Source organism: Azospirillum thiophilum, from assembly GCF_001305595.1.
Taxonomy (GTDB): Bacteria; Pseudomonadota; Alphaproteobacteria; order Azospirillales; family Azospirillaceae; genus Azospirillum; species Azospirillum thiophilum.
Genome location: NZ_CP012401.1, coordinates 870,394 through 891,481 on the forward strand (window position 1 = coordinate 870,394; position 21,088 = coordinate 891,481).

Genomic DNA, 21,088 nt, shown 5'->3' on the forward strand with positions numbered 1-21,088 from the left:
TCCCTCTCCCGCTCTCGGCGGACCGGAGGTCCGTCCGATTGCGGGGGAGGGTTGGGGAGGGGGCAACCGGCCCCAGCCCCCTCACATCCCCGACAACAGCCGCAGCTTGGCGAAGGGGTGGTCCTCGCTGGTCGGCGTCTCGCGCCTGGTCCGCGGCCCCGGCGGCCGTTTGCGCTTCCAGCTCACCGCGCCGTCCTCCGCCACCATCCGGACATAGCCGAGCCCGCCCAGCACCGCCCCCAGCTCCTCCGCCGACAGGCCGACGCGCTGGCCGAGCGCCACCTCGCGGACCGGCGCGCTGGCCTTGGCCGCGGTCAGCAGCTCGGTCTCCAGCCGGTCGAGCATGTCGACGCGCAGCGCCCGCCCGCCGGCCAGCGGGTAGCCGATCGCCTCCCAGAAGGCCGGCGGGGCGCCGCCCTCCTTCACCGGCCCCTCCTTCCCCGATGCCGCCTCGACCGACACCCGGCCGGGCGGCGGCACCGGGACCGGCAGCGGATGGCCCTTGGCCACCGCCCACAGCAGGGCGCGCAGGCTCACCGCCGCCGGCTTGGCCAGCGCCGTCAGATAAAGATGCGACACGCCGAGCCGGACGCCCAGCCCGGTCAGCGCCTTGCGGTCCTCGCGCTCCAGCCGCTCGACCATCGCGGCGACGGGCCCGCGCGGCAGCACCCCCAGCCCCTCCACCAGCTGGAAGGCCAGCCCGCGCCCGGCCCCCGACAGCCCCTCCACACCGGACAGCGCGAACAGCGGCTTCAGCCGCCCGGCGATGTGGCCCTTCAGCCAGCGGTCCAGCCGCGCCCGCACCCGCTCGCGCTGGGCCTGATCCAGCATGCCGTCGTCGAAGGGCACCACCAGCGGCGCCAGCACCGACGGGCCGGCGGCCAGCCGCGCCACCGGCAGCCCGCCCGCCTCGCCGGCCACCCTCAGCACCCCGTCCGGCCCGAGCGCGAAGACCTCGTCCGGCTCGGCCTCGAAGGCGCGCAGCCGCTTGGCCAGCTCGTCGCGCAGCGCCCGGCGGGCGGCGGTCAGCAGCGACTTGGCCTCGTCGGAGCGGTCGGGCGCGTCGGGGACGAAGCGGAAGCCCTCCAGCCGGCCGACCACATGGCCCTCCACCACCACCTCGCCGTCGGCGCGCACGCCGCCCAGCAGCGAGCGCCCGTCCTTCAGCGTGCGGGCCAGCGTCGCCGAGCGGCGGTCGATGAAGCGCTGGGTCAGCCGGTCATGCAGGGCGTCGGACAGCCGGTCCTCGATGGCGCGGGTGCGCTCCTGCCAGTGCAGCGGGTCCTTCAGCCAGCTCGGCCGGTTGGAGATGTAGGTCCAGGTGCGGATATGGGCGATGCGGGCGACCAGCGCGTCGATGTCGCCCTCGGTCCGGTCGAGCCGGGCGATCTGCTTGCCCACCCAGTCGTCGTCCAGCCGGCGCGAGGGGCCGCGCAGGCTGCGGAAGATCTGCCCGAGCAGCCGGGTGTGGGCGTCGGACAGCACCTTGCGGAAGTCGGGAACCTGGCAGACCTCCCACAGCAGCCGCACGGCGTCGCGGCCCTTGGCCAGATCGAGGATCCCGGCGTCGCGCACCAGCGCCTGCAAGGCCAGATGGTCGTCGGCCTCGCGCACCCGGCTCAACTCCTGAATCGGCGCCCGCTCCTCCAGCGACTTCAGCAGGAAGCCCGGCGTGTCGAAACGCAGGTTGCTGTTGCGCCAGGACAGCGTCTTGACCGTCTCGAACTCGTGGTTCTCGACGCGGGAGACCAGCTCGGCATCCAGCTCCCCCACCTCGTCGGTGGTGCCGAAGGTGCCGTCGCGCATGTGGCGGCCGGCGCGGCCGGCGATCTGCGCCACCTCGGCGGGGCGCAGCCGGCGCGGGGCGAAGCCGTCGAACTTGACGATGCGGGCGAAGGCGACATGGTCGACATCCATGTTCAGCCCCATGCCGATGGCGTCGGTCGCCACCAGGTAATCCACCTCGCCCGCCTGATACAGCCCGACCTGGGCGTTGCGCGTGCGCGGGCTGAGCGCGCCCAGCACCACCGCGGTACCGCCGCACTGGCGCCGCAGCATCTCGGCGATGGCATAGACGTCGGTGGCGGAGAAGGCGATCACCGCCGAGCGCGGCGGCAGCCGCGTCAGCTTCTTGTAGCCGGCATAGGTCAGCTGGGAGAAGCGCGGCCGGCTGACGAATTCCGCCTTCGGCACCAGCCGGCGGATCATCGGCTGCATCGAATCGGATCCCAGCACCATGGTCTCGACCATGCCGCGGGCGTTCAGCAGCCGGTCGGTGAAGATGTGGCCGCGCTCGGGATCGGCGCAGAGCTGGATCTCGTCGATCGCCAGGAAATCGACCGCGCGGTCCAGCGGCATCGATTCGACGGTGCAGACCCAATAGGAGGGATTGGGCGGCAGGATCTTCTCCTCCCCCGTCACCAGCGCGACCGCATTCCGTCCCTTGATCCTGACGATGCGGTCGTAATTCTCCCGCGCCAGTAGGCGCAGGGGGAAGCCGATCATGCCGGACCGGTGGCCGAGCATGCGCTCGATCGCCAGATAGGTCTTGCCGGTGTTGGTCGGCCCCAGCACGGCGACCACACGGCCCCCGCGCCCGAGACCGCCGCCCGCCGAAGCGTGAGAGGCCGAAGCCGCAGACGAAATCATGGGGCTAAGCTTTGGGGTGCGCCGGGCCGCAATGCAAGCGGCGGCTTGTCGTTTGCGCGTCCTGAAAATGACAAGGGCCGCCGAATGGGGGTTCGGCGGCCCTAGTCTCACGGCGGCCTAGCGTTGGGGGGCTTGGGTCGACCGCCGGTGAGCCTGTCTTCTACGTCAGCCCTTGGGCTGCTCCTGCGGTGCCGGCGCCGGACCCCTCGGCCCCATCCCCGGGCCCATCCCCGGGCCCTTGCCCGGACCCTCATGGCCCCAGCCGCCGGGGCCGCCATGGTGGCCGCCCATATGCTTACCCATATGGCCGCCGGGGCCCTGGTTCAGCATGCGGTCGGCCTGCTTCTGCTGGTCGGGCGTCAGCTGGGCGTAGAGGTCGGTCAGGGCCGGGCGGACGGTCTGGAGCTGCTGCAGGTGGGCCTGCATCATCTGCTCGGCACGTTCCAGCCGCTGGGGCAGGGCCGCGGGACGCGGCAGATCCTTGAACTTCACGCACAGGTCCTGCGTCGGCTTCAGGCTGGAGCGGGAGGCGTCGGCGAACTTGGTCCAGGCGGCGCGCTGCTGCTCGGTGATGTTCAGCTTCTTCTCCGCATAGGCCAGCTTGCCGGCCAGACGGGCCTCCTGGTCCTCGCACATGCGGGCGAAGTGGCGGTCGGGACCGCCGGGGCCGCCCGGAGGCGGGCCACCAGCCGGGCCACCCTGGGCGAAGACCGGAACGGCCACGCCGAGGCCGGCGACCAGCAGGGCGGACGTCAGAAGGGCGCGTTTCATGGTATCGACTCCTCGGTGTGTTGATGATCTCTAAACCCCGGATGGAGGGGGCTTATTCCGTTGGGACTTCCCGGAGGGCGTCATCGCCGCCGTTGTCCCGCCGTTGTTCGATGACCAGACAATGGGCGCCGGACGTTGCGGTCGAATGTCCGCAAACCGGTCATTTGGTAACAGAGTGTAACCGCCCGGCCCTCCGTAACTGGGCGTTACACATTTCCCCTTCACCCCCGGGCCGCTCCGCCCGATCATGGGCGCCATGGACCGCACGCCCCACCTCCTCGTCGTCGACGACGACCGCGAAATCCGCTCCCTCGTCGCCCAGTTCCTGACCCGGCACGGCTTCCGTGTCACCGGGGTCAGGGACGGGGCGGAGATGATGCGCACGCTCGACGGCGCCCGCGTCGACCTGATCGTGCTCGACCTCATGCTGCCGGGGGAGGACGGGCTGTCGCTGTGCCGCCGCCTGCGCGCCGCCCCCCAGACTGCCCAGACCCCGGTCATCATGCTGACCGCGATGGGGGAGGAGACCGACCGCATCGTCGGGCTGGAGATGGGCGCCGACGATTATCTGGCGAAGCCCTTCAGCCCGCGCGAGCTGCTCGCCCGGATCAAGGCGGTGCTGCGCCGGGTTTCCGCCCCGCCGGTTGCCGGCGCGCCGGCCGCCGCCGGCACGGTGCTGCGCTTCGAGGGCTGGTCGCTCGACGTCACCCGGCGCGAGCTGCGCTCGTCCGACGGGGTGCTGGTCCAGCTGTCGGCCGGCGAATACGACCTGCTGGTCGCCTTCGTCGAGCATCCGCAGCGGGTGCTGACCCGCGACCAGCTGCTCGACCTGGCGCGCGGCCGCTCGGCGGTGCCGTTCGACCGCTCGATCGACGTGCAGGTCAGCCGGCTGCGCCGCAAGATCGAGCCCGACCCGGCGGAGCCGACCTTGATCAAGACGGTGCGCGGCGGCGGCTACCTCTTCACCCCGTCGGTGTCCGGCGGCGGGCCGGCGCCATGACAGCGCCACAGGGGACCGCACCGCAGGAGAGCGCCGCGCCCGCCGCCACATCCAGGACGGCCCGGCGCCGCGCCTTCCACCGTGCCTTCCGCCGCCTGCGCGTCCGCTTTCCCGACAGCCTCGCCACGCGGATCGCGCTGACGGTGGTGCTGGCGCTGCTGCTGACCCAGGCGATCAGCGCGCTGGTCTATCTGACCGACCGCAGCGAAGGGCCGCCGATCCACGGGCCGAACGTGCTGATCCAGCGCATCACCGCCATCGTCCAGCTGGTGGAGAGCACGCCGCCCGCCGGCCGCGGCCGGGTGGTGCGCGCCATCGACGACCCGGTGCTGCGCGTCGAATGGCGCCCTGACCGGCCGCCGCCGCTGGCGCGGCAGAGCCTTGCCGGCGGCCGGTTCGACGGGCTGAAGCGCCGGCTGCGCGACCAGCTGGACAGCCCCGGCCGCGACATCCTGGTGGAGATCCAGCGCCCGCCCCGCGACGACGACGACCGGCCGCCGCACCCGCCCTTCGCCGGTGATGACAACCGGCGCTGGGGGCCGCATGTCCGGCTGTCGGTGCGGCTCGACGACGGGTCGTGGCTCAGCTTCACCGGCGGCGACCCGCTGGCCGGTCCCTTCGGCATCGTCCGCTTCATCCTGTGGATGGGGGCGATCCTGGCGGTGATCCTGCTGGTGTCGCTGCTGGCCGCCCGCCGGGTGACGGCGCCGCTCGCCGGCTTCGCCGCCGCCGCCGAGCGGCTCAGCGTCGCCGGCGAGGCCGACCCGCTGCCGGAGGAGGGCCCGTCGGAGCTGCGCGCCGCCACCCGCGCCTTCAACCGGATGCAGGCGCGGCTGACCCGTTTCGTCGCCGACCGCACCCAGATGCTGGCGGCGATCGGTCACGACCTGCGCACGCCGATCACCCGGCTGCGGCTGCGCGCCGAGCTGGTCGACGATCCGGAGATGCAGCGGCGGATGCTGGCCGACCTGGACGAGATGGAGGCGATGATCTCGGCCACGCTGGCCTTCGCCCGCGACGACGCCCAGCGCGAGCCGCGCGGCCGCTTCGACCTCGCCGACCTGCTGCAGAGCCTGTGCGACGACCGCGTGGATGCCGGCCACCGCGCCGTCTACGACGGCTCCGCCCACATGGTTGCGGAAGGCCGCCCGGTGGCGCTGCGCCGGGCGCTGGCCAACCTGATGGACAACGCCATCAAGTATGGCGGCGGCTTCACCGTCCGGCTGGAGGGCGGGACGGAAGGATCGGGCCGCAACGCCCTGATCCACATCGACGACGACGGCCCCGGCATCCCGGAGACGGAGTTCGAGAAGGTCTTCGCCCCCTTCTACCGGCTGGAGCGCTCGCGCTCGCGCGACACCGGCGGGGTCGGGCTCGGGCTGTCCACCGCACGCAGCATCGTCCGCGGCCATGGCGGCGACGTGACCCTGTCCAACCGCAGCGGCGGCGGCCTGCGCGCCACCGCGACGCTGCCGCTGTGAGAGAGGCCCCTCTCCCCCCGGGGAGAGGGGAGATCGCCTCCCCCGCAAGTGTGGAGAGAGTCATTCTTTCGCCACGGTCGCGGGACAAATGCTCGCCGGGCCGCCGCCGGCCTTCCGGGAACGCGGCTGTGCGCGTATGAGGATCGAAGCGGGAACGCATCCCGCACCCATCACACCGACCTGACGGGGCTAGTGAGCGCGCCGTGACCGCCGACCGACCGGACCATCCCTCGACGGAGCAGCGCCGGGCGGGCCAGCTCCATGCCGGCCCGCGCCCGATCCGCACCCGCGACGACCCGTCGCCGCTCGACGCCCTGTCCGTCGCCGCGATCGTGAAGGCGCTTGCCGGCAAGGCGCTCGGCCGGGGCAAGCCGCGCCGCAAGGCGCCGTTCTCGGCCGCGCCGCCGCCGACCCCGCTCCGTCCGCCCCATCGACCGGCCCGGCGCCGCCGGCTGCCCTCCTTCACCCTGCCCCAGTTCACCCTTCCAAGGATCTTCTTGCCGAAATCCGCATCCCCCAGACCCGCCCCCGCCAAGCCCGCCCCGCCGCCCCGCAAGGGCGCCGGCCGGCTCAACCGTCTGGTGCAATGGGGGCTGGTCGCGGCGATCTGGTGCGGGATCGGGCTGGGGACGGTGCTGGCGTGGTTCGCGCTCGACCTGCCGGACATCTCCAAGGTGGCGCAGTTCGAGCGGCGCGCCTCCGTCACCGTGCTGGCCGCCGACGGCAGCGAGTTCGCCCGCTTCGGCGACCTGCACGGCACGACGCTCAGCGTGGCGGACCTGCCGCCGCATCTGGTCGACGCCGTGCTGGCGATCGAGGACCGCCGCTTCTACGGCCATTTCGGCATCGACCCGCTGGGTCTGGCCCGTGCCGTCTATGTCAACTGGCGGTCGGGCCGCGCGGTGCAGGGCGGCTCGACCATCACCCAGCAGCTCGCCAAGAACCTCTTCCTGACGCCCGAGAAATCGCTGAAGCGCAAGATCCAGGAGGCGATGCTGGCGCTGTGGCTGGAGAGCCGCTTCACCAAGGACCAGATCCTCACCGCCTACCTGAACCGCGTCTATCTCGGCGCCGGCACCTTCGGGGTGGACGCCGCCGCCCGCACCTATTTCGGCAAGCCGGCGACCGAGGTCGACATCCGCGAATCGGCGGTGCTGGCCGGCCTGCTGAAGGCGCCGTCGCGCTACGCCCCCAGCTCCAACCCCGACGAATCGGCGGAGCGGGCGCGGGTGGTGATGGCGGCGATGCTGGATGCCGGCTATCTCACCCAGGCGCAGTATGACGCCGCGCGCAGCGCCAAGCCGTCGCCCAAGCGCAAGCCGGGCGGCGACGGCCGCTATTTCGCCGATTGGGTCACCGATCTGGTGCCGGGCTTCGCCGGTCCCGACCATGGCGACGTGATCGTCCGCACCACGCTGGACCTGAAGATGCAGCGCGCCGCCGAACAAAGGCTGGAGGCGCTGCTGGCCGGTCCCGGCGCCGCCGCCAACGTCCGCCAGGGCGCGCTGGTCGCCATGAGCCCGGACGGCGCGGTGCGGGCGCTGGTCGGCGGCCGCGACTATGACGGCAGCGAGTTCAACCGCGCCACCCAGGCGCTGCGCCAGCCGGGCTCCGCCTTCAAGCCCTTCGTCTATCTGGCGGCGCTGGAGGCCGGCTGGACCCCCGACAGCCTGATCGACGACGCCCCGGTCCAGCTCGGCAACTGGAGCCCCGGCAATTACGACGGCAAGTACCGCGGCAGCATCACGCTGGCCGCGGCGCTGGCCCATTCCTCCAACACCGCGACGGCGCGGCTGATCGACCGGGTCGGCACCGACCGGGTGCGGCGCATCGCGTCGAACCTCGGCATCTCCTCGCCCATGACCCGCGATTTGTCGCTGGCGCTCGGCACCAGCGAGGTGACGCCGCTGGAGCTGGTGCGCGCCTATGCCGGCATCGCCAACCGCGGCGCCCCCGTCTGGGCCTATGCGATCACCGAGATCAGGAGCCGCGACGGCGCGCTGCTCTACCGGCGCCAGGGCGGCGGCGGCGGCGCGGTGGTCGACCCGGCCCATGCGGTGCAGCTCGCCCGGATGATGACCGGGGTGCTCGACTACGGCACCGGCCGCGGCGCGAAGCTGAACCGCCCGGCGGCGGCCAAGTCGGGCACCACCCAGGACTATCACGATGCCTGGTTCGTCGGCTTCACCGCCGACCTCGTCGCCGGGGTCTGGCTCGGCAACGACAACAACGATGCGATGAGGAAGGTCACCGGCGGCACCCTGCCGGCCAGGCTGTGGCGCGAGTTCATGACCGACGCCCATGCCGGCCGGCCCGCCCGTCCGCTGCCCGGCCTGGACGGCGCCCCGGCCTGGACCCCGCCGCCGGGCGGCCCGGTTCCGGGTGGCGCGATGCCGGGCGGCGTTCCCATGGCCTCGGCCGACGCCGCCCGCCCGGCCGGCGGGATCGGCTCGCTGATCGAGAAGATCTCCGGCGGCATCGGCAGCGCGCCGCGCGTGCAGTATGATTACAACCACACCGGGGGGCGGTAGGGGCGCGTCGGCTGGCGATGGCCCTCTCCCCATCCCTCCCCCGCTGGGCGGGGGAGGGGGCAGGCGCTTTAACGGCAAGGCGGCGGCAGTCCCTCCCCCGCCCAGCGGGGGAGGTTAGGTGGGGGTCCAACGTCCCCACCCCGTTCCCCCCACCGCACCGACGCTGCTATACCTCTCCCGGATTCCCCCCACAGCGGACAGCACATGCAGGCCGACGAGCGACTGGACGGAGCGGACATGACGGCATCGGACATGACGGCATCGGACCGGCGTCCGCTCGCCGCCAGCCTCGCCGCCGCGCTGGCCCCCGACACCCTGCCGGGCGCCGACCAGCCCCGCCCCACCCCGTCGCCGCGCCACCGCGACGCCCTCAACCCGCTGCTGAGCATCGCCGCCCCGGTGCTGGCGCTGGCTGCCGGCCTGCGCGACGGGGCCGCCGGCTCCGCCCGCGCCGCCGCCGCCGAGGCGCTGGAACGGTTCGATGCCGAGGCCGCCGGACTGGAGGAAACAGCCGACCCCGCCGACCTCCGCGCCGCCCGCATCGCGCTCGCCGCCACGCTGGACGACGTCGCCCGCGCCGCCGGCCATGGCGGGGCGGCGGTCGGCGAGCCGGGGGCCGATGTCCGCTTCTTCGACCTGCTGGACGGCATGCTGGGCGACCCGCGCCGCCACCGCCATACGCTGGAGCTGTATTACGCCTGCCTGTCGCTCGGCTTCGAGGGGCGGTTCCGCGACCGGCCCGGCGGCGCCCACGACCTCGCCCATCTGCGCGACGAGCTGTACCGCATCCTGCGCCGCGCCCGCGGCGATGTCGCGGCGGAGCTGTCGCCGGCCTGGGCCGGGGCGGGCGGGCGGTTCCGGCCGCTGGGCGGCACGCTGCCGGCCTGGATCGTCTGGGCGGCGGTGGCGCTCGGCCTGTCGGGCCTCTACGTCCATCTGGCCGGCACGCTCGACCGCCAGGCGGAGCCGGTGGCCGCCCGCATCGCAGCCCTGCTGCCCGACCGCCCCATCGAGATCGCCCGCCTCGTTCCGCCGCCGCCGCCCACCGCCGGCCCGGCCCTGATCGCCCGCGTCACCGGCCGGCTGGCGCCGGAGATCCGCACCGGCGCGGTCGAGGTGCTGGCGGGGGAGGACGGCGCCCTGGTGATCCGCATCCCCGCCGCCGCGATGTTCGCCACCGGCGCCGACGCGGTGAAGGCCCGCCATCGCGCCATCGTCGAGCGGGTCGGCCAGACACTGGCGGCGGAGCCCGGCAGCGTCGTCGTCGTCGCCCACACCGACGACCAGACCCCGCCGTCCGGCCGGCTTCCCACCGCGCAGGCGCTGACCGAGGCGCGGGCCGAGGCGGTGCGCCGGCTGCTGGAGCGCAGCGTCGCGCCTGCCCGGCTGACGGCCGAGGGCCGCGGCGACCAGGAGCCGGTGGCGCTGAACGACACGCCGGCCGGCCGCGACTCCAACCGGCGGGTCGACATCCGCCTCTACCCGCAATAGGGCGCCCGCGATGGCCGATCCCCGCCCGAACAGGACCGCCGCCAAGGCGGCTTCCGGCAAGCCCGCCCCGAAGGCGCCCTCCATCAAGACCGCCGCCAAGGCGGCGGGGCGCCGCCGCAAGGCCGCGCCCGCCCCGTCGCCGCCCCGGTCGGCCCGCGCCCGCTGGGCGCTGTCGCTGGGCGGCGCGCTGGCGCTGGGGCTGGCCGGCTGGCTGCTGCTGCCGCGTCTGGCCGGGGCGCTCGTTTCCCATCTCGGCCCCCATCTCGCCCCCCATCTCGTCCCCACCCTCCAGGCCGACTGGAGCGTCCGGCTGCTGCCGCTGCTGCTGGCGCTGGCCGGCTGGCTGGCGCTGAACCGCCGCATCGATGCCCGCGAGCGCGCCGCCGACGCCCGGCTGGTCGAGGCGCTGGCCGCCCGGCACGATCCCGACCTGAAGGCCTCGCTGGAGGAGATCGGCGCGGTGCGGGCGCGGCTCGACAGCGTGCTGGCGCGGCTGCGCCGGCAATGGGGCGGGCGCCATCTCTATCAATTGCCGTGGTATCTGGTGATCGGCGCGCCGGGATCGGGCAAGACCACGGCGCTGGCCAACGCCCGGCTGACCCCTGGGGGCGGGACGGCGGAGCCGGTTGGCCGCCCGGTGACCGGGCCGATGACCGGGTTGGGCGGTACCCGCAACTGCGACTGGTGGTTCACCGACCGGGCGGTGCTGATCGACACCGCAGGGCGCTACACCACCCAGGACAGCCGCCGCGCGGTCGACGGCCGGGTGTGGTCCGGCCTGCTCGACCTGCTGAAGGAGCACCGGCCGCGCCAGCCGGCCAACGGCGTGCTGCTGACGCTGAGCCTGCCCGACCTCGCCTTCTGGAGCGATGCCGAGCGGCGCAACCACGCCATCCTGATCCGCCAGCGCCTGAACGAGCTGCGCGTCCATCTCGGCCTCCGCCTGCCGGTCTATGTCCTGCTGACCAAGGCCGACCTGCTGGAGGGTTTCGACACCTTCTTCGACCCGCTCGACCGCGAGGCGCGCTCCCAGGTCTGGGGCCTGACCCTGCCGGCGGAGGAGGCGGATGGCGGACCGCTGCCGGCCTTCCGCGAGCGCTATGCCGGGCTGGTGCGCCGGCTGGACGAGCGGCTGCTCGACCGGCTGCACCAGGAGCCCGACATCCGCCGCCGCGCCGCCGCCTTCGCCCTGCCCCTGCAGGTCGCCGGGCTGGAGCCGGCGCTGGCCGACATCGTCGACACCGTCTTCTGCCCCGAGCGGGGCGAGGAGACGCCGCGGCTGCGCGGCCTCTACCTGACCAGCGCCACCCGGACCGACGGCCCGCTCGGCCTGACCGAGCCCGACGCGGACGCGCCGCCGCCGACCCAGTTCCTCGACCGGCTGCTGCCCGATCTGGTGTTCCCCGAGGCCCATCTCGCCCAGGTCGACCGCAAGGTCGAGCACGCGCGGCGCCGCCGCACCGCGCTGTCGGCCGCCGCCGCGCTCGCGGTCGGGCTGCTGGTGGGGAGCTGGTGGCTGGTCAGCGCCCGCGGCAACGCCGCCCTGCTGGAGCGCGCCGATGCCGGCGCCGCGGCGGTGGAGGCGGCGCTGCGCCCGCTCGACACGCCGCCGCGGGCGTTGGCGCGGGTCGACGACGCCGACCCGGCCCTGATCCTGCCGGCGCTCGACGCGCTGCGCGGCCTGCCCCCCGCTCTGCCCTCCAGCTATGGCGACGAGGCGCCGGCCTTGGCCGACCCGCTGCTGGCCGGCGGGCTGTATCAGGGCGGGCGCATCGCCGGCCCGGCGCGGGAGGCCTACCGCCGCGCCCTGCGCACCCAGTTCCTCGCCCGCATCGCCCTGCGGCTGGAGGAGCGGCTGCGCGCCGACTGGGCCCTGCCCGACCAGCTGCGCCAGACCCTGCGGGTCTACCGCATGGCCGGCGGCGCCCTGCCGATGGACCCCGGCGCGCTGGCGGAATGGCTGGCGCTCGACTGGCAGCGCACGCTGCCCGGCCCGGCCAACGAGGCCCGGCGGCGGGCGCTGGGCGACCATCTGGCTGCCCTCTTCGCCGCCGGCTTCGCCCCGGTCCCGCCCGACGAGGCGCTGGTCGCCCGCGTGACCGAGGTGCTGGAACAGTTCCCCGCGCCCTCCGCCTCCCAATCCGACCGGGCCGCCCTGCCATGATCGGCGCCTTGGCCAGCTATCGCGGATTGGCCGCCGCCGCGCTGCGGGCGCCGGGAGCCCGCGGCGGCACGGCGCCGGGGGCCGATCCGGTGGTCGGATTCCACGGCAAGCTGCCGGCGCGCGGCGATTTCGTCGGGCACGGCCTGCCGGCGTCGGTGCTGTCGCCCTGGGACCATTGGCTGTCGGCCGCGCTCGGCGAGGCCGGGCGGCGGCTGGGCGGCGAGTGGGAGAGCCTGTTCGGGCAGGCGCCGGTCTGGCGCTTCGCCCTGTCCGCCGGCCTGTGCGGCAGCACCCCCCTGATCGGCGTCTTGATGCCGAGCGCCGACCGGGTCGGCCGGCTCTATCCCTTCACCATCGCCGCCGGGCTGCCGGCCGGCTTCGAGCTTGCCGACGCCCCCGCCGCCTGCGCCGGCTGGCTCGCCCGTGCCGAGGCGCTGGCTGCCGACGCCTGCCGCGCCGGTGCCGACGTCGAGGGGCTGCCGGCCCGCCTGGCGATCCTCGGCCGTCCCGAGCCGGAGCGGGTGTCCGCCGCGACCCGCGCCCTGATCGGCCGGCTGTCCGGCCCGCTGCCGCCGCATGCCAGCCTGTGGTGGACCCGTGGCGGCGGCCGGGTCGCGCCCTCGCTGCTGTCCTGCCCCGGCCTGCCCGCCGGCCCCCGCCTCGCCGCCTTCCTCGACGGCGCCTGGGACCGCTGGGGCTGGGAGAATGCGGCGGAGGGGTAGAGGCCCCCTCCCCCGTTCACGCCTCCGGCTACGGCGTTCCCGCCATCTCCGCCGCCTCGCGGTCGAAGCGGGCCAGCGCCTCTTCCAGCGCCCATTGGACCCGCGCCTTCTCGCTGCGCCCGGTCACGGCACGGCAGGGCTCCTGCCGGCTCCCCCCAAGGCCGGCCGGGATGCAGCCGGGGGCCGACCACAGGCTGTCGCCGGGCAGGAAGCTGTGCTCCAGGCTGGCGCGGGCCAGCCCGGCGAGGTCGGCGTAGCCCAGCCCGAACTCCTGCACCGCGCGTTGCAGCTCGTTGGTCAGGTCGATGCGGCTGACCCCCTCGTCGTCGGTCGACAGCACCGTCGGCACCCCGGCGGCGCGGTAGAGCGGGAAGGGGTGGTTGCGGCCGGCGACGCCCAGGATCTTGTCGTTGCTGGTCAGGTTGATCTCGACCGCCACCTTGCGCCCCGCCATCAGCCGCAGCAGGCCCTCGGGGTCGTCCTCATACATCAGGTCGACGCCGTGGCCGATGCGCTGGGCGCCGGCGATCTCGACCGCCTTGCGGATGTGGTCGCGCAGCCGCTCCGGCGGGACGAGGCCGAGCGTCAGCTCGCCGGCATGCAGCGCGACGTTGGTGCCGGGCATCCGCCGCTTCGCCTCCGCCACCATGCGCATGTGCAGGTCGTAATCGTCGAGCGCCACCGGGTTGTCCTCCGGCGCCACGAAGTTCAGCCCGACCACCCGCGGCTCCTGCGCCTGCAGCAGGGCGTTGAACAGGGTGGTGGCGAAGACCGGCCCCGGCGCTTGGGTGCGCGAGACCTGCTGGAGGTAGCGCACCGACACCGCGCAGCCCGGCCGCGCCGCCGGGGTGCCGCAGCCCAGCACGCTGCGCATCCGCGCCTCGGTGACGTCGATCTCCTGCCGGGCCGCCGGGATCAGGGCGGGCAGGCCGGCGGCGACCAGCCGGTCGGCGGTGCCGGAGAGGTCGGCGGCGGCCTGCGGGGTCCAGGGCAGCGCCTTGCCGATGCCGGCAACCGGGCCGGTGCCGAAGGACACCATCAGCTCGACATGCCGCACGCCCTGCCGGCCGGCGCGGTCGACCACCTCGGCCAGCAGGTCGCCGCCGGTGGCCGGGGTGGCGGACGTCGCGGCGCGGAAGCGGCCGAAGGTGGCGAAGAACTGGTCATGCAGGCTGTAGCCCGAGACCGGCAGCGAGTCGCGCGTCGACAGCGCGTCCAGCGCCATCGGGTAGAGCGTGCCGTCGGCGATCACCGCCGCGGCGCCCGGCCTTGGCGAGCCGGCATCGCCGCAGGGCGCCTGCGCGGTCGGCGCCGCCAGCGCCTTGGCCTTGACGTCGAAGCACAGCCCGGCGCCGGCCGCCAGCCGCAGGTAGGTCTCGGCATAGACCGCGCCGGTCAGGTGGCTGTGCAGGTCGGCCCCCTTCGGCATGCGGTAGAGGAAGGCGCGCAGCTCCGGCGGGCTGTGGCGCACCGCCTCGAACCGGCGGGCCGCCGCCGAGTTCGCTGCCGAGTCGGCGCCACCGGCCGCCTGCCCCGCACTGCCGCTCCCCATCTCCGCCGTGGCGCAGCCGGCCAGCAGCAGCGTTGCCGCCAGCAGGCCCGCGGCCCCGCCCGTGATTCGTCCACCCGTCATGCACCCGACTCCTTCTTCTCCTTTTGCGGGTACGGATGCCGTGATAATCGCGCGCATGCAATGGCGTAGCTCCCGGCGACAATCCCCCTCTCCCCCCCGGGGAGAGGGTCGGGGTGAGGGGGATGCACCGCGTGAACGCCCCAAAACTCCCGCCGCGCCCCCTCCCCCTTACCCTTCCCGCCCCGGGAGAGGGAACCGCGCGCAATGGCCGCGCAGCGGATCGAAAGGCTGTAGCGCCCCGGAAAATCCCGGTATGGTGCGGCAACCTTTCGTGTTCCCGCCGATCCTTTCCCGCCGACCTGGAGCCGCAGCGATGACCGACACCCCGCCCCCCACCCTGATCGACGCGGCCCGGCGTTTCCGCGGCAACGATCTGGCCGGGGCGGAGGAGGTCTGCCGCGCGGTGCTGGCGACCGATCCACACAATGCGGGCGCGCTGCACCTGCTGGGGCTGGTCGCCGCCCACAGCGGCCATCCCGACACCGCGCTGGAGCTGTTCGCCCAGGCCATCGCCGAGAACCGGAACGACCCGTCCTTCCACAACAGCCGCGGCAGCCTGCTCTTCCAGCAGGCCCGCGCGGCGGAGGCGGAGGAGGCGTTCCGCGCCGGCCTCGCCATCAATCCGCGCCTGCCGGAGCTGCACGGCAATCTCGGCAACGCGCTGAAGGCGCTGGGCCGGCCGGAGGAGGCGGCGGAGAGTTTCCGCACCGCGCTCGACCTGCGGCCCGAGGCTCCGGAGATGCATCATTTCCTCGCCGCCACCCTGCGCGAGCTGGGCGAGCTCGAGGAGGCGGAGCGCCATTTCCGCATCGCGCTGGACCAGGCCCCCGACTATCTCGACGTCCATTACAGCCTGGCCGAGCTGCTCTCCACCGGCGGCCGGCTGGAGGAGGCGGAGGCGGAGTTCCGCATCGTTCTCGCCACCGCCCCGCGCTTCGTTCCGGCCCAGGTCGGGCTCGCCCATGTGCTGCAGAGCCTGGACCGTGCCGCCGACGCCATCGAGGTGATCGAGCAGGCGCGCGAGCAGGCGCCCGACCACCCGATGGTGAAGTTCACCCGCCGGCTGATCTATTCCAACGCGGTGCCCGGCTGGCACCTGCCGATGATCAACGATTTCGAGCGGAACGACGCCTACCGCCACTCGCTGGAACGGGCGGTGACGCCCGACTCGCTGGTGCTGGAGATCGGCACCGGCTCCGGCATCGTCGCCATGATGGCGGCACGGGCGGGCGCGAAGAAGGTGGTGACCTGCGAGGTCAACCCGATCCTGGCCCGCGTCGCCAAGGAGACGGTGGCGCGCAACGGCTATGCCGAGCGCATCGACGTGGTGCCGCGCCTGTCGACCCAATTGACGGTCGGCGAGGGCGGCGACCTGCCGGAGAAGGCCGACGTCTTCGTGTCGGAGCTGATCAACATCGGCATGCTGGCCCCGCGCATGCTGTCGGTGCTGCAGCATGCCCGCACCCATCTGGTGAAGCCGGGCGGCGCCATCATCCCGCGCGCCTCCACCGTCTACGCCATGCTGGTCGAGACGCCGGAGCTCGCCCGCATCAACCCGGTTGAGACGGTCGACGGCTTCGACATGGGCAGCTTCGACGTCTTCCGCTCGCCCGGCTACCAGCAGATCGACCTCGGCGCCGACGCCCACACGCCCTTGTCCCGGCCCTTCACCGCGCTCGAGTTCGACTTCACCCGCAACATGCCGGAGGAGGGGGAGCGGGTGATCGACGTGACCGTCGTCACCGCCGGCACCTGCCACGGCATCGCCTTCTGGTTCGACCTCTTCATGGACGAGGAGGTGGTCTACAAGTCGGAAAGCCGGTCGCGCACCAACCATTGGAAGCAGGCGATGACCTTCCTGGAGAAGCCGATCAGCCTGCTGGCCGGCGACCGGCTGCGCATCGTCGCCCGCTACGACAACAACCAGATCTCCTTCGGGATCGACGGGTGAGCATGCTGCCCATGACGACCGGGCCGGCGGCGCCCTCCCGCCGGGCCATCGTGTCCTGGTGCCTCTACGACTGGGCGAACTCGGCCTACAACACCATCATCACCACCTTCGTCTTCGCGGTCTATTTCGCCCGCGGCGTGATCGGCGATCCGGTCGAGGGCACCGCGCGGTGGAGTGCGGCGATGACCGCGGCCGGGGTCGCCATCGCGGTGCTCGGCCCGATCCTGGGCGCCATCGCCGACCGGGCCGGGCGGCGCAAGCCGTGGATGGCGCTGTTCACCCTGGTCACGGTGCTGTTCACCGCCGCGCTGTGGTGGGTCAGGCCCGACCCGGCCGACGCCGCCTTCGCGCTCGCCTGCGTGGTGATCGCCACCGTGTCGTTCGAGCTGGCCAACGTCTTCTACAACGCCAGCCTGCCGGGGCTGGTGCCGGCCCGGCTGCTCGGCCGGGTGTCGGGCTGGGGCTGGGGCATCGGCTATTTCGGCGGGCTGGCCTGCCTCGTGCTGGCGCTGGTCGGCTTCGTCCAGGCGCCGGCACCGCTGTTCGGCCTGTTCGGGATGGCGTGGGCGGACTGGGGGCCGCAGGCCAATGTCCGCGCCACCGCGCTGCTGGCCGCCGCTTGGTACGGGCTGTTCGCCCTGCCCTATTTCCTGTGGGTGCCGGACGAGCCGTCGACCGGCCATGGCCTGCTGCGGGCGGCGCGCGAGGGGGTGGCGACGCTGGCCGCCACGCTGCGCGGGGTGCGGCGCCACCGGCAGGTGGTGCGCTTCCTGGTCGCCAGCGCCTTCTACCGCGACGGCATCAACACCATCACCGCCTTCGGCGGCCTGTTCGCCGCCGGCAGCTTCGGCATGAGCTTCGAGGAGATCCTGGTCTTCGCCATCGCGCTCAACGTGGTGGCGGGGACCGGCGCCATCGGCTTTGCCTGGATGGACGACCGGGCGGGCGCCAAGCCGGTGATCCTGGTCGCGCTGGCCGGGATGACCGCCTGCGGCGTGCCGCTGCTGCTGGCGACCGAGCGGCTGTGGTTCTGGGTCTTCGCGCTCGGGCTCGGGCTGTTCTTCGGGCCGGCGCAGGCGGCCGGGCGGTCGATGATGGCGCGGCTGGCCCCGCCGGGCATGGCGGGGGAGATGTTCGGGCTCTACGGCCTGACCGGGCGCTTCGTCGGTTTCTTCGGGCCGCTGCTGTTCGGTCTGGCGACCCAGGCCTTCGCCAGCCAGCGCGCCGGCATGGCGACGGTTCTGGCTTTCTTCGTCATCGGCTTCGGGCTTATGCTGGCGGTCCGCGAACCGGCCCGCTAGAAGAAGGGCCGCGTCAAAGCGCCGCACATGACACCATTCGAGGGCAGAGCTGTTACCTTCGTTTTTGCTGCGACGCACAAATGTCGAAGCCGAGGGGCACGGACCATGCTGCACATCAAGGACATCGAGGCGTTCGCCCGCATCAACGAAGCCTTGAACGAAAACGGGAACGGGAACGGCGGAGCGGACGCCGCCGGCACCGCCGGCCCTGACGAGGCTGCCGGCGGCGGCGGCCCGACCCATCCGGCGCTGGTGCTGGCGATGCTGGCGACCGGCCGCCTGCCGCTGTCGGCCCTGTCGAAGACCGCCGCCCCGGACACAGATGCCCCGGACAGCGCCGCCCCGGCCAAGCCGGAGATGCCGGCCCCCTGGGGCCGGCTGTTCCGCCGGCCCTGATTGCCGTCTCCGGTTGCCTGGCCCGACCGTGGCGGCTAGATCGGATCGCGTAAAATCGGCATCGATGTGAAGCGTGAATCCGATCGCCAAACATAAGGCTAGAGTTTCGTGCGTTTCATATTAAACGCACGAAACTCTAGCCGCCGCCGGGACTGCTGTTTCCAAGCGGGGCACCGAAGCTCCCGGTCCCGACAGGCCGGCGGCCATCTTGAAAGACGGAAATTCCATCATCCAGAAGATCGCATCACGGATGCCGATCGGTTATTTCCGCCTTTTACTCATCATCGATCGGATAGAGGCACTTACAACGGCTTTATTTTCATCAAAAGCCGCACGCATTGAGTTGATATGCTCTTGAACTTTGAAAAAATTCAGTTTCTTTCCTGGAGGAATATCGTCGACATGGACGTGCGTATCGACACAGAGAAACAGAACATGATCTGGAAACTGCACAAGATATAGCAATGCATCCGATCCGGAGCCGCCAAGGTGCAGATGCATGACGTTATGCTGCAGCAGGAGCGCATCTGCTGCCCTGTCATGACTCTTCCGGTAATATGGAGACAGATCGCCGCCGATCTTGATCAGCGATTTTATTTTCGCCAGATCATCAAGCTGACCTTCTGTTAACTTTACGTCGATGTAAAAGCCATCGACCTCATGAATTTTCTTCGCTTTCCTCTCTATCGCTCCCTGCGTGAGAGGAACCAATTTGTCAGTCTGTTCAGTCACGCATAAGCTGCCGATAACGAGCTTTCAACTCTTCACTGCTCACATCGGTTATATCGGTGGACCCGACGCGCTGGGCAATGGCGTCGGCTGCCAGCTTGACGATGCGGCGGGCACGGGCCTTGCCTTCATGCGAGCGTTTGGCCGCATGGGCACGATAGGCTTGGACCGGAGTGGGGGACGACAAAGCTGGCATGATAGAACCCTCCAGTTGCGAAATATGATTGCCGGCGCCTGAAAACGCAAGGGCAGGGCAAAGCGCCACCCAGCCTCACCGCGCCCCGGCCGGCAAGAGACCGGGCCGCCCTTGAACAAAATCCCCAATCACGGAAAATAGTCCTATAAACTCCCCCGCAGTTCCTCTCACCTGCGGAGTCCCGCCATGCCCGTCGACACCCGTACCCTCGAAGACGACCGCCTCCCCAGCTGGGCGGAGGAGCCGCCGGCACCGGTGGGCGGCTCGCTGGTCCCCGGCTCGCAGTTCCATGAGGAGCAGTGGATCATGGCCGCCGGCATGCTGGCGCGCGGGAATTCCTTCCTCCAGGTCGCCCGCGCCATGGGATGCAGCCGCACCACGTTATGGCGGGCCTATTACGGCTCGAAGGATTTCCGCGTCCGCGTCTGGTGGGAGCGCGAGGCGCTGAACCGCGAGGCCGAGCTGCGCCTCTCCTCGCTGCGCGCCCTGGTCGCCGAGCAGATCGAGCGGCTGGTGTCCTCCGGCGATCCGGCGACGGTGCGCTGGCTGGCCGAGCGGCTCGGCCTGTTCGCCGGCCTCAGCCAGCAACAGGCCCGGCAGCCCGAACCCGTCCCGCCCCCCTCGATAATCGTGCCCGAACTCGACGATGACGGCCCCGGCCTGCTGCGCGAGCGCACCCCACCCGACCCTGCCCTCGTCGCCGCGATCCTCAATCGGCCGGAAGCGGACGGTCCGAAGGGCGTCTATCCCTGGACGCTCACCCCGGAAGACCCGTTCCCCAACCTCGCCCCCGGCCCGGTCCGCCGCCGCGGCGCGGGCGCCTTTGCCCGCATCCGGTAAGGCGAAGCGGCCGAAGCATGGAACAGCGGCCGGAAGACCGTTCCACCATGTTCCACCGCCCCCGCCCCCGCCCCGCCCCGCCCTCACAGCAGCGACAGCTGGTCCCCCGGTGCCGGCGGCGGCCGGAAGCGCGTGCAGTCGAGCCGCCAGCTCCGCTCGCCCAGCCCGAGCCTGCGGCAGGCCAGCCGGAAACGCTGGCGCAGCAGCTCGGCATGCGGGCCGCTGCCCGTCATCCGCGTGCCGAAGCCGGAGCGGTAGAGCGCACCGTCCCGGCTCTGCCGCATCAGGCTCAGCACCCGCTCGGCGCGGTCGGGGACGTGGACGCGCAGCCATTCCTCGAACAGCCCGGCGATCTCCAGCGGCAGCCGCAACAGGATATAGCTGGCCGCGGTCGCCCCGGCGCCGGCCGCCGCCTCCAGGATGGCGTCCAGCTCATGGTCGTTGAGCGCCGGGATCATCGGGCTGGCCAGGACCGACACCGGGACGCCGGCCCCGGCCAGGGCGCGGATGGCCTCCAGCCGGCGCGGCGGGGTGCTGGCCCGCGGCTCCATCACCCGGGCAAGATCGCGGTCGAGCGTCGTCACCGACAGCGAGACCGAGGCCAGCCCGCTTGCGGCCATCGGCGCCAGGATGTCGAGGTCGCGCAGCACCAGCGCCGACTTGGTGATGATGCCGACCGGCTGGTTGAAGTCGCGGCAGACCTCCAGCACGCGCCGGGTGATGCCCTCCGTCCGCTCGACCGGCTGGTAGGGATCGGTGTTGGCGCCCAGCGCCAGCGGCCGGCAGACATAGGATTTCGCCCGCAGCTCCCGGGCCAGCAGCTCCGCCGCGTTGCGCTTGGCGAACAGCTTCGTCTCGAAATCCAGCCCCGGCGACAGGCCGAGATAGGCATGGGTCGGCCGGGCGAAGCAGTAGATGCAGGCGTGCTCGCAGCCCTGGTAGGGGTTGACCGACTGGTCGAAGGCGACGTCGGGCGACTCGTTGCGGGCGATGATCGAGCGGGCCGAGGCCGGGGAGACGATGGTGCGCACCGGATCGGACAGCGCCCCGTTGCCACCCTCCTCGTAGCCGGTCCAGCCGTCGTCGGTCAGGACACGGGTCTCGCGCTCAAAGCGGCCGGTGGCGTTGCTGACCGCGCCGCGCCCCTTGACCGGCGGCCGGCGGATCTCGTCCGGTATTTCGTCCCACATGTCGTCCATGGCGGCAGAATAGCCGCGCCGAAAAAGAACGTAA

The 21,088-nt window shown here is 72.5% G+C and carries 16 protein-coding genes; 10 read left to right on the plus strand and 6 right to left on the minus strand.

The window, feature by feature from the left end:
* Positions 1-81: 81 nt before the first annotated feature.
* Both AL072_RS03950 and AL072_RS03955 read right to left on the minus strand, forming a co-directional pair.
* Complete coding sequence (locus AL072_RS03950) at positions 82-2,583, minus strand: helicase-related protein (protein ID WP_045581423.1); 2,502 nt, start codon at positions 2,581-2,583, stop codon at positions 82-84.
* Positions 2,584-2,814: 231 nt separating this feature from the next.
* On the minus strand, positions 2,815-3,420 hold the full coding sequence (locus AL072_RS03955) for a Spy/CpxP family protein refolding chaperone (RefSeq protein WP_045581422.1): 606 nt from the start codon (positions 3,418-3,420) through the stop codon (positions 2,815-2,817).
* 256 nt (positions 3,421-3,676) lie between these two features.
* Between AL072_RS03955 and AL072_RS03960 the strand changes: the two genes are divergently transcribed.
* The 6 genes from AL072_RS03960 (at position 3,677) to tagF (ending at position 12,809) form a co-directional block, all read left to right on the plus strand.
* Entirely contained in the window at positions 3,677-4,420 is a 744-nt protein-coding gene (locus AL072_RS03960) for a response regulator (protein ID WP_045581421.1), read from the plus strand.
* Positions 4,417-5,901, plus strand: a complete 1,485-nt coding sequence (locus AL072_RS03965) for an ATP-binding protein (protein WP_082108866.1) — start codon at positions 4,417-4,419, stop codon at positions 5,899-5,901. Before AL072_RS03960 ends, AL072_RS03965 begins: the two co-directional genes overlap by 4 nt.
* A gap of 203 nt (positions 5,902-6,104) precedes the next feature.
* Complete coding sequence (locus AL072_RS03970) at positions 6,105-8,432, plus strand: transglycosylase domain-containing protein (protein ID WP_045581420.1); 2,328 nt, start codon at positions 6,105-6,107, stop codon at positions 8,430-8,432.
* 237 nt (positions 8,433-8,669) lie between these two features.
* Positions 8,670-9,923 (plus strand): type IVB secretion system protein IcmH/DotU, encoded by a 1,254-nt coding sequence (icmH, locus tag AL072_RS03975; protein ID WP_245636745.1) that lies wholly within the window; start codon positions 8,670-8,672, stop codon positions 9,921-9,923.
* 10 nt (positions 9,924-9,933) lie between these two features.
* The gene (gene tssM, locus AL072_RS03980; RefSeq protein WP_045581418.1) at positions 9,934-12,087 is read left to right on the plus strand and encodes a type VI secretion system membrane subunit TssM; all 2,154 of its coding nucleotides are present in this window, start codon (positions 9,934-9,936) and stop codon (positions 12,085-12,087) included.
* Positions 12,084-12,809 carry a type VI secretion system-associated protein TagF gene (gene tagF, locus AL072_RS03985; protein WP_082108865.1) on the plus strand — a complete coding sequence of 242 codons (726 nt, stop codon included), beginning with the start codon at positions 12,084-12,086 and terminating at the stop codon, positions 12,807-12,809. The genes tssM and tagF overlap by 4 nt, the downstream gene beginning before the upstream one ends.
* A gap of 28 nt (positions 12,810-12,837) precedes the next feature.
* Here the strand turns inward: tagF and AL072_RS03990 are convergent, their stop codons facing one another.
* Positions 12,838-14,442, minus strand: coding sequence for an adenosine deaminase family protein (locus tag AL072_RS03990; protein ID WP_045581417.1), 1,605 nt, complete (start codon positions 14,440-14,442; stop codon positions 12,838-12,840).
* A gap of 313 nt (positions 14,443-14,755) precedes the next feature.
* Here AL072_RS03990 and AL072_RS03995 point away from each other — a divergent pair, with 313 nt between their 5' ends.
* From AL072_RS03995 to AL072_RS04005, 3 genes are all read left to right on the plus strand, one after another.
* A complete protein-coding gene (locus AL072_RS03995) occupies positions 14,756-16,393 on the plus strand; it encodes a tetratricopeptide repeat protein (RefSeq protein WP_045581416.1) in 1,638 nt (545 codons plus the stop codon).
* A gap of 2 nt (positions 16,394-16,395) precedes the next feature.
* Positions 16,396-17,694 (plus strand): MFS transporter, encoded by a 1,299-nt coding sequence (locus AL072_RS04000; RefSeq protein WP_245636790.1) that lies wholly within the window; start codon positions 16,396-16,398, stop codon positions 17,692-17,694.
* Between the two features lie 105 nt (positions 17,695-17,799).
* Positions 17,800-18,090, plus strand: a complete 291-nt coding sequence (locus AL072_RS04005) for a hypothetical protein (protein WP_045581415.1) — start codon at positions 17,800-17,802, stop codon at positions 18,088-18,090.
* Between the two features lie 261 nt (positions 18,091-18,351).
* Here AL072_RS04005 and AL072_RS34140 read toward each other — a convergent pair whose 3' ends face one another.
* Complete coding sequence (locus tag AL072_RS34140; protein WP_144428145.1) at positions 18,352-18,822, minus strand: hypothetical protein; 471 nt, start codon at positions 18,820-18,822, stop codon at positions 18,352-18,354.
* The gene (locus AL072_RS34145; RefSeq protein WP_144428146.1) at positions 18,815-19,015 is read right to left on the minus strand and encodes a hypothetical protein; all 201 of its coding nucleotides are present in this window, start codon (positions 19,013-19,015) and stop codon (positions 18,815-18,817) included. The genes AL072_RS34140 and AL072_RS34145 overlap by 8 nt, the downstream gene beginning before the upstream one ends.
* Positions 19,016-19,201: 186 nt before the next feature.
* On the opposite strand from AL072_RS34145, the gene AL072_RS04010 reads away from it, so the two are divergent.
* Positions 19,202-19,855, plus strand: coding sequence for a helix-turn-helix domain-containing protein (locus AL072_RS04010; protein WP_045581414.1), 654 nt, complete (start codon positions 19,202-19,204; stop codon positions 19,853-19,855).
* Positions 19,856-19,938: 83 nt separating this feature from the next.
* Here AL072_RS04010 and AL072_RS04015 read toward each other — a convergent pair whose 3' ends face one another.
* Positions 19,939-21,054, minus strand: coding sequence for a PA0069 family radical SAM protein (locus AL072_RS04015; RefSeq protein ID WP_245636746.1), 1,116 nt, complete (start codon positions 21,052-21,054; stop codon positions 19,939-19,941).
* Between the last annotated feature and the right edge of the window lie 34 nt (positions 21,055-21,088).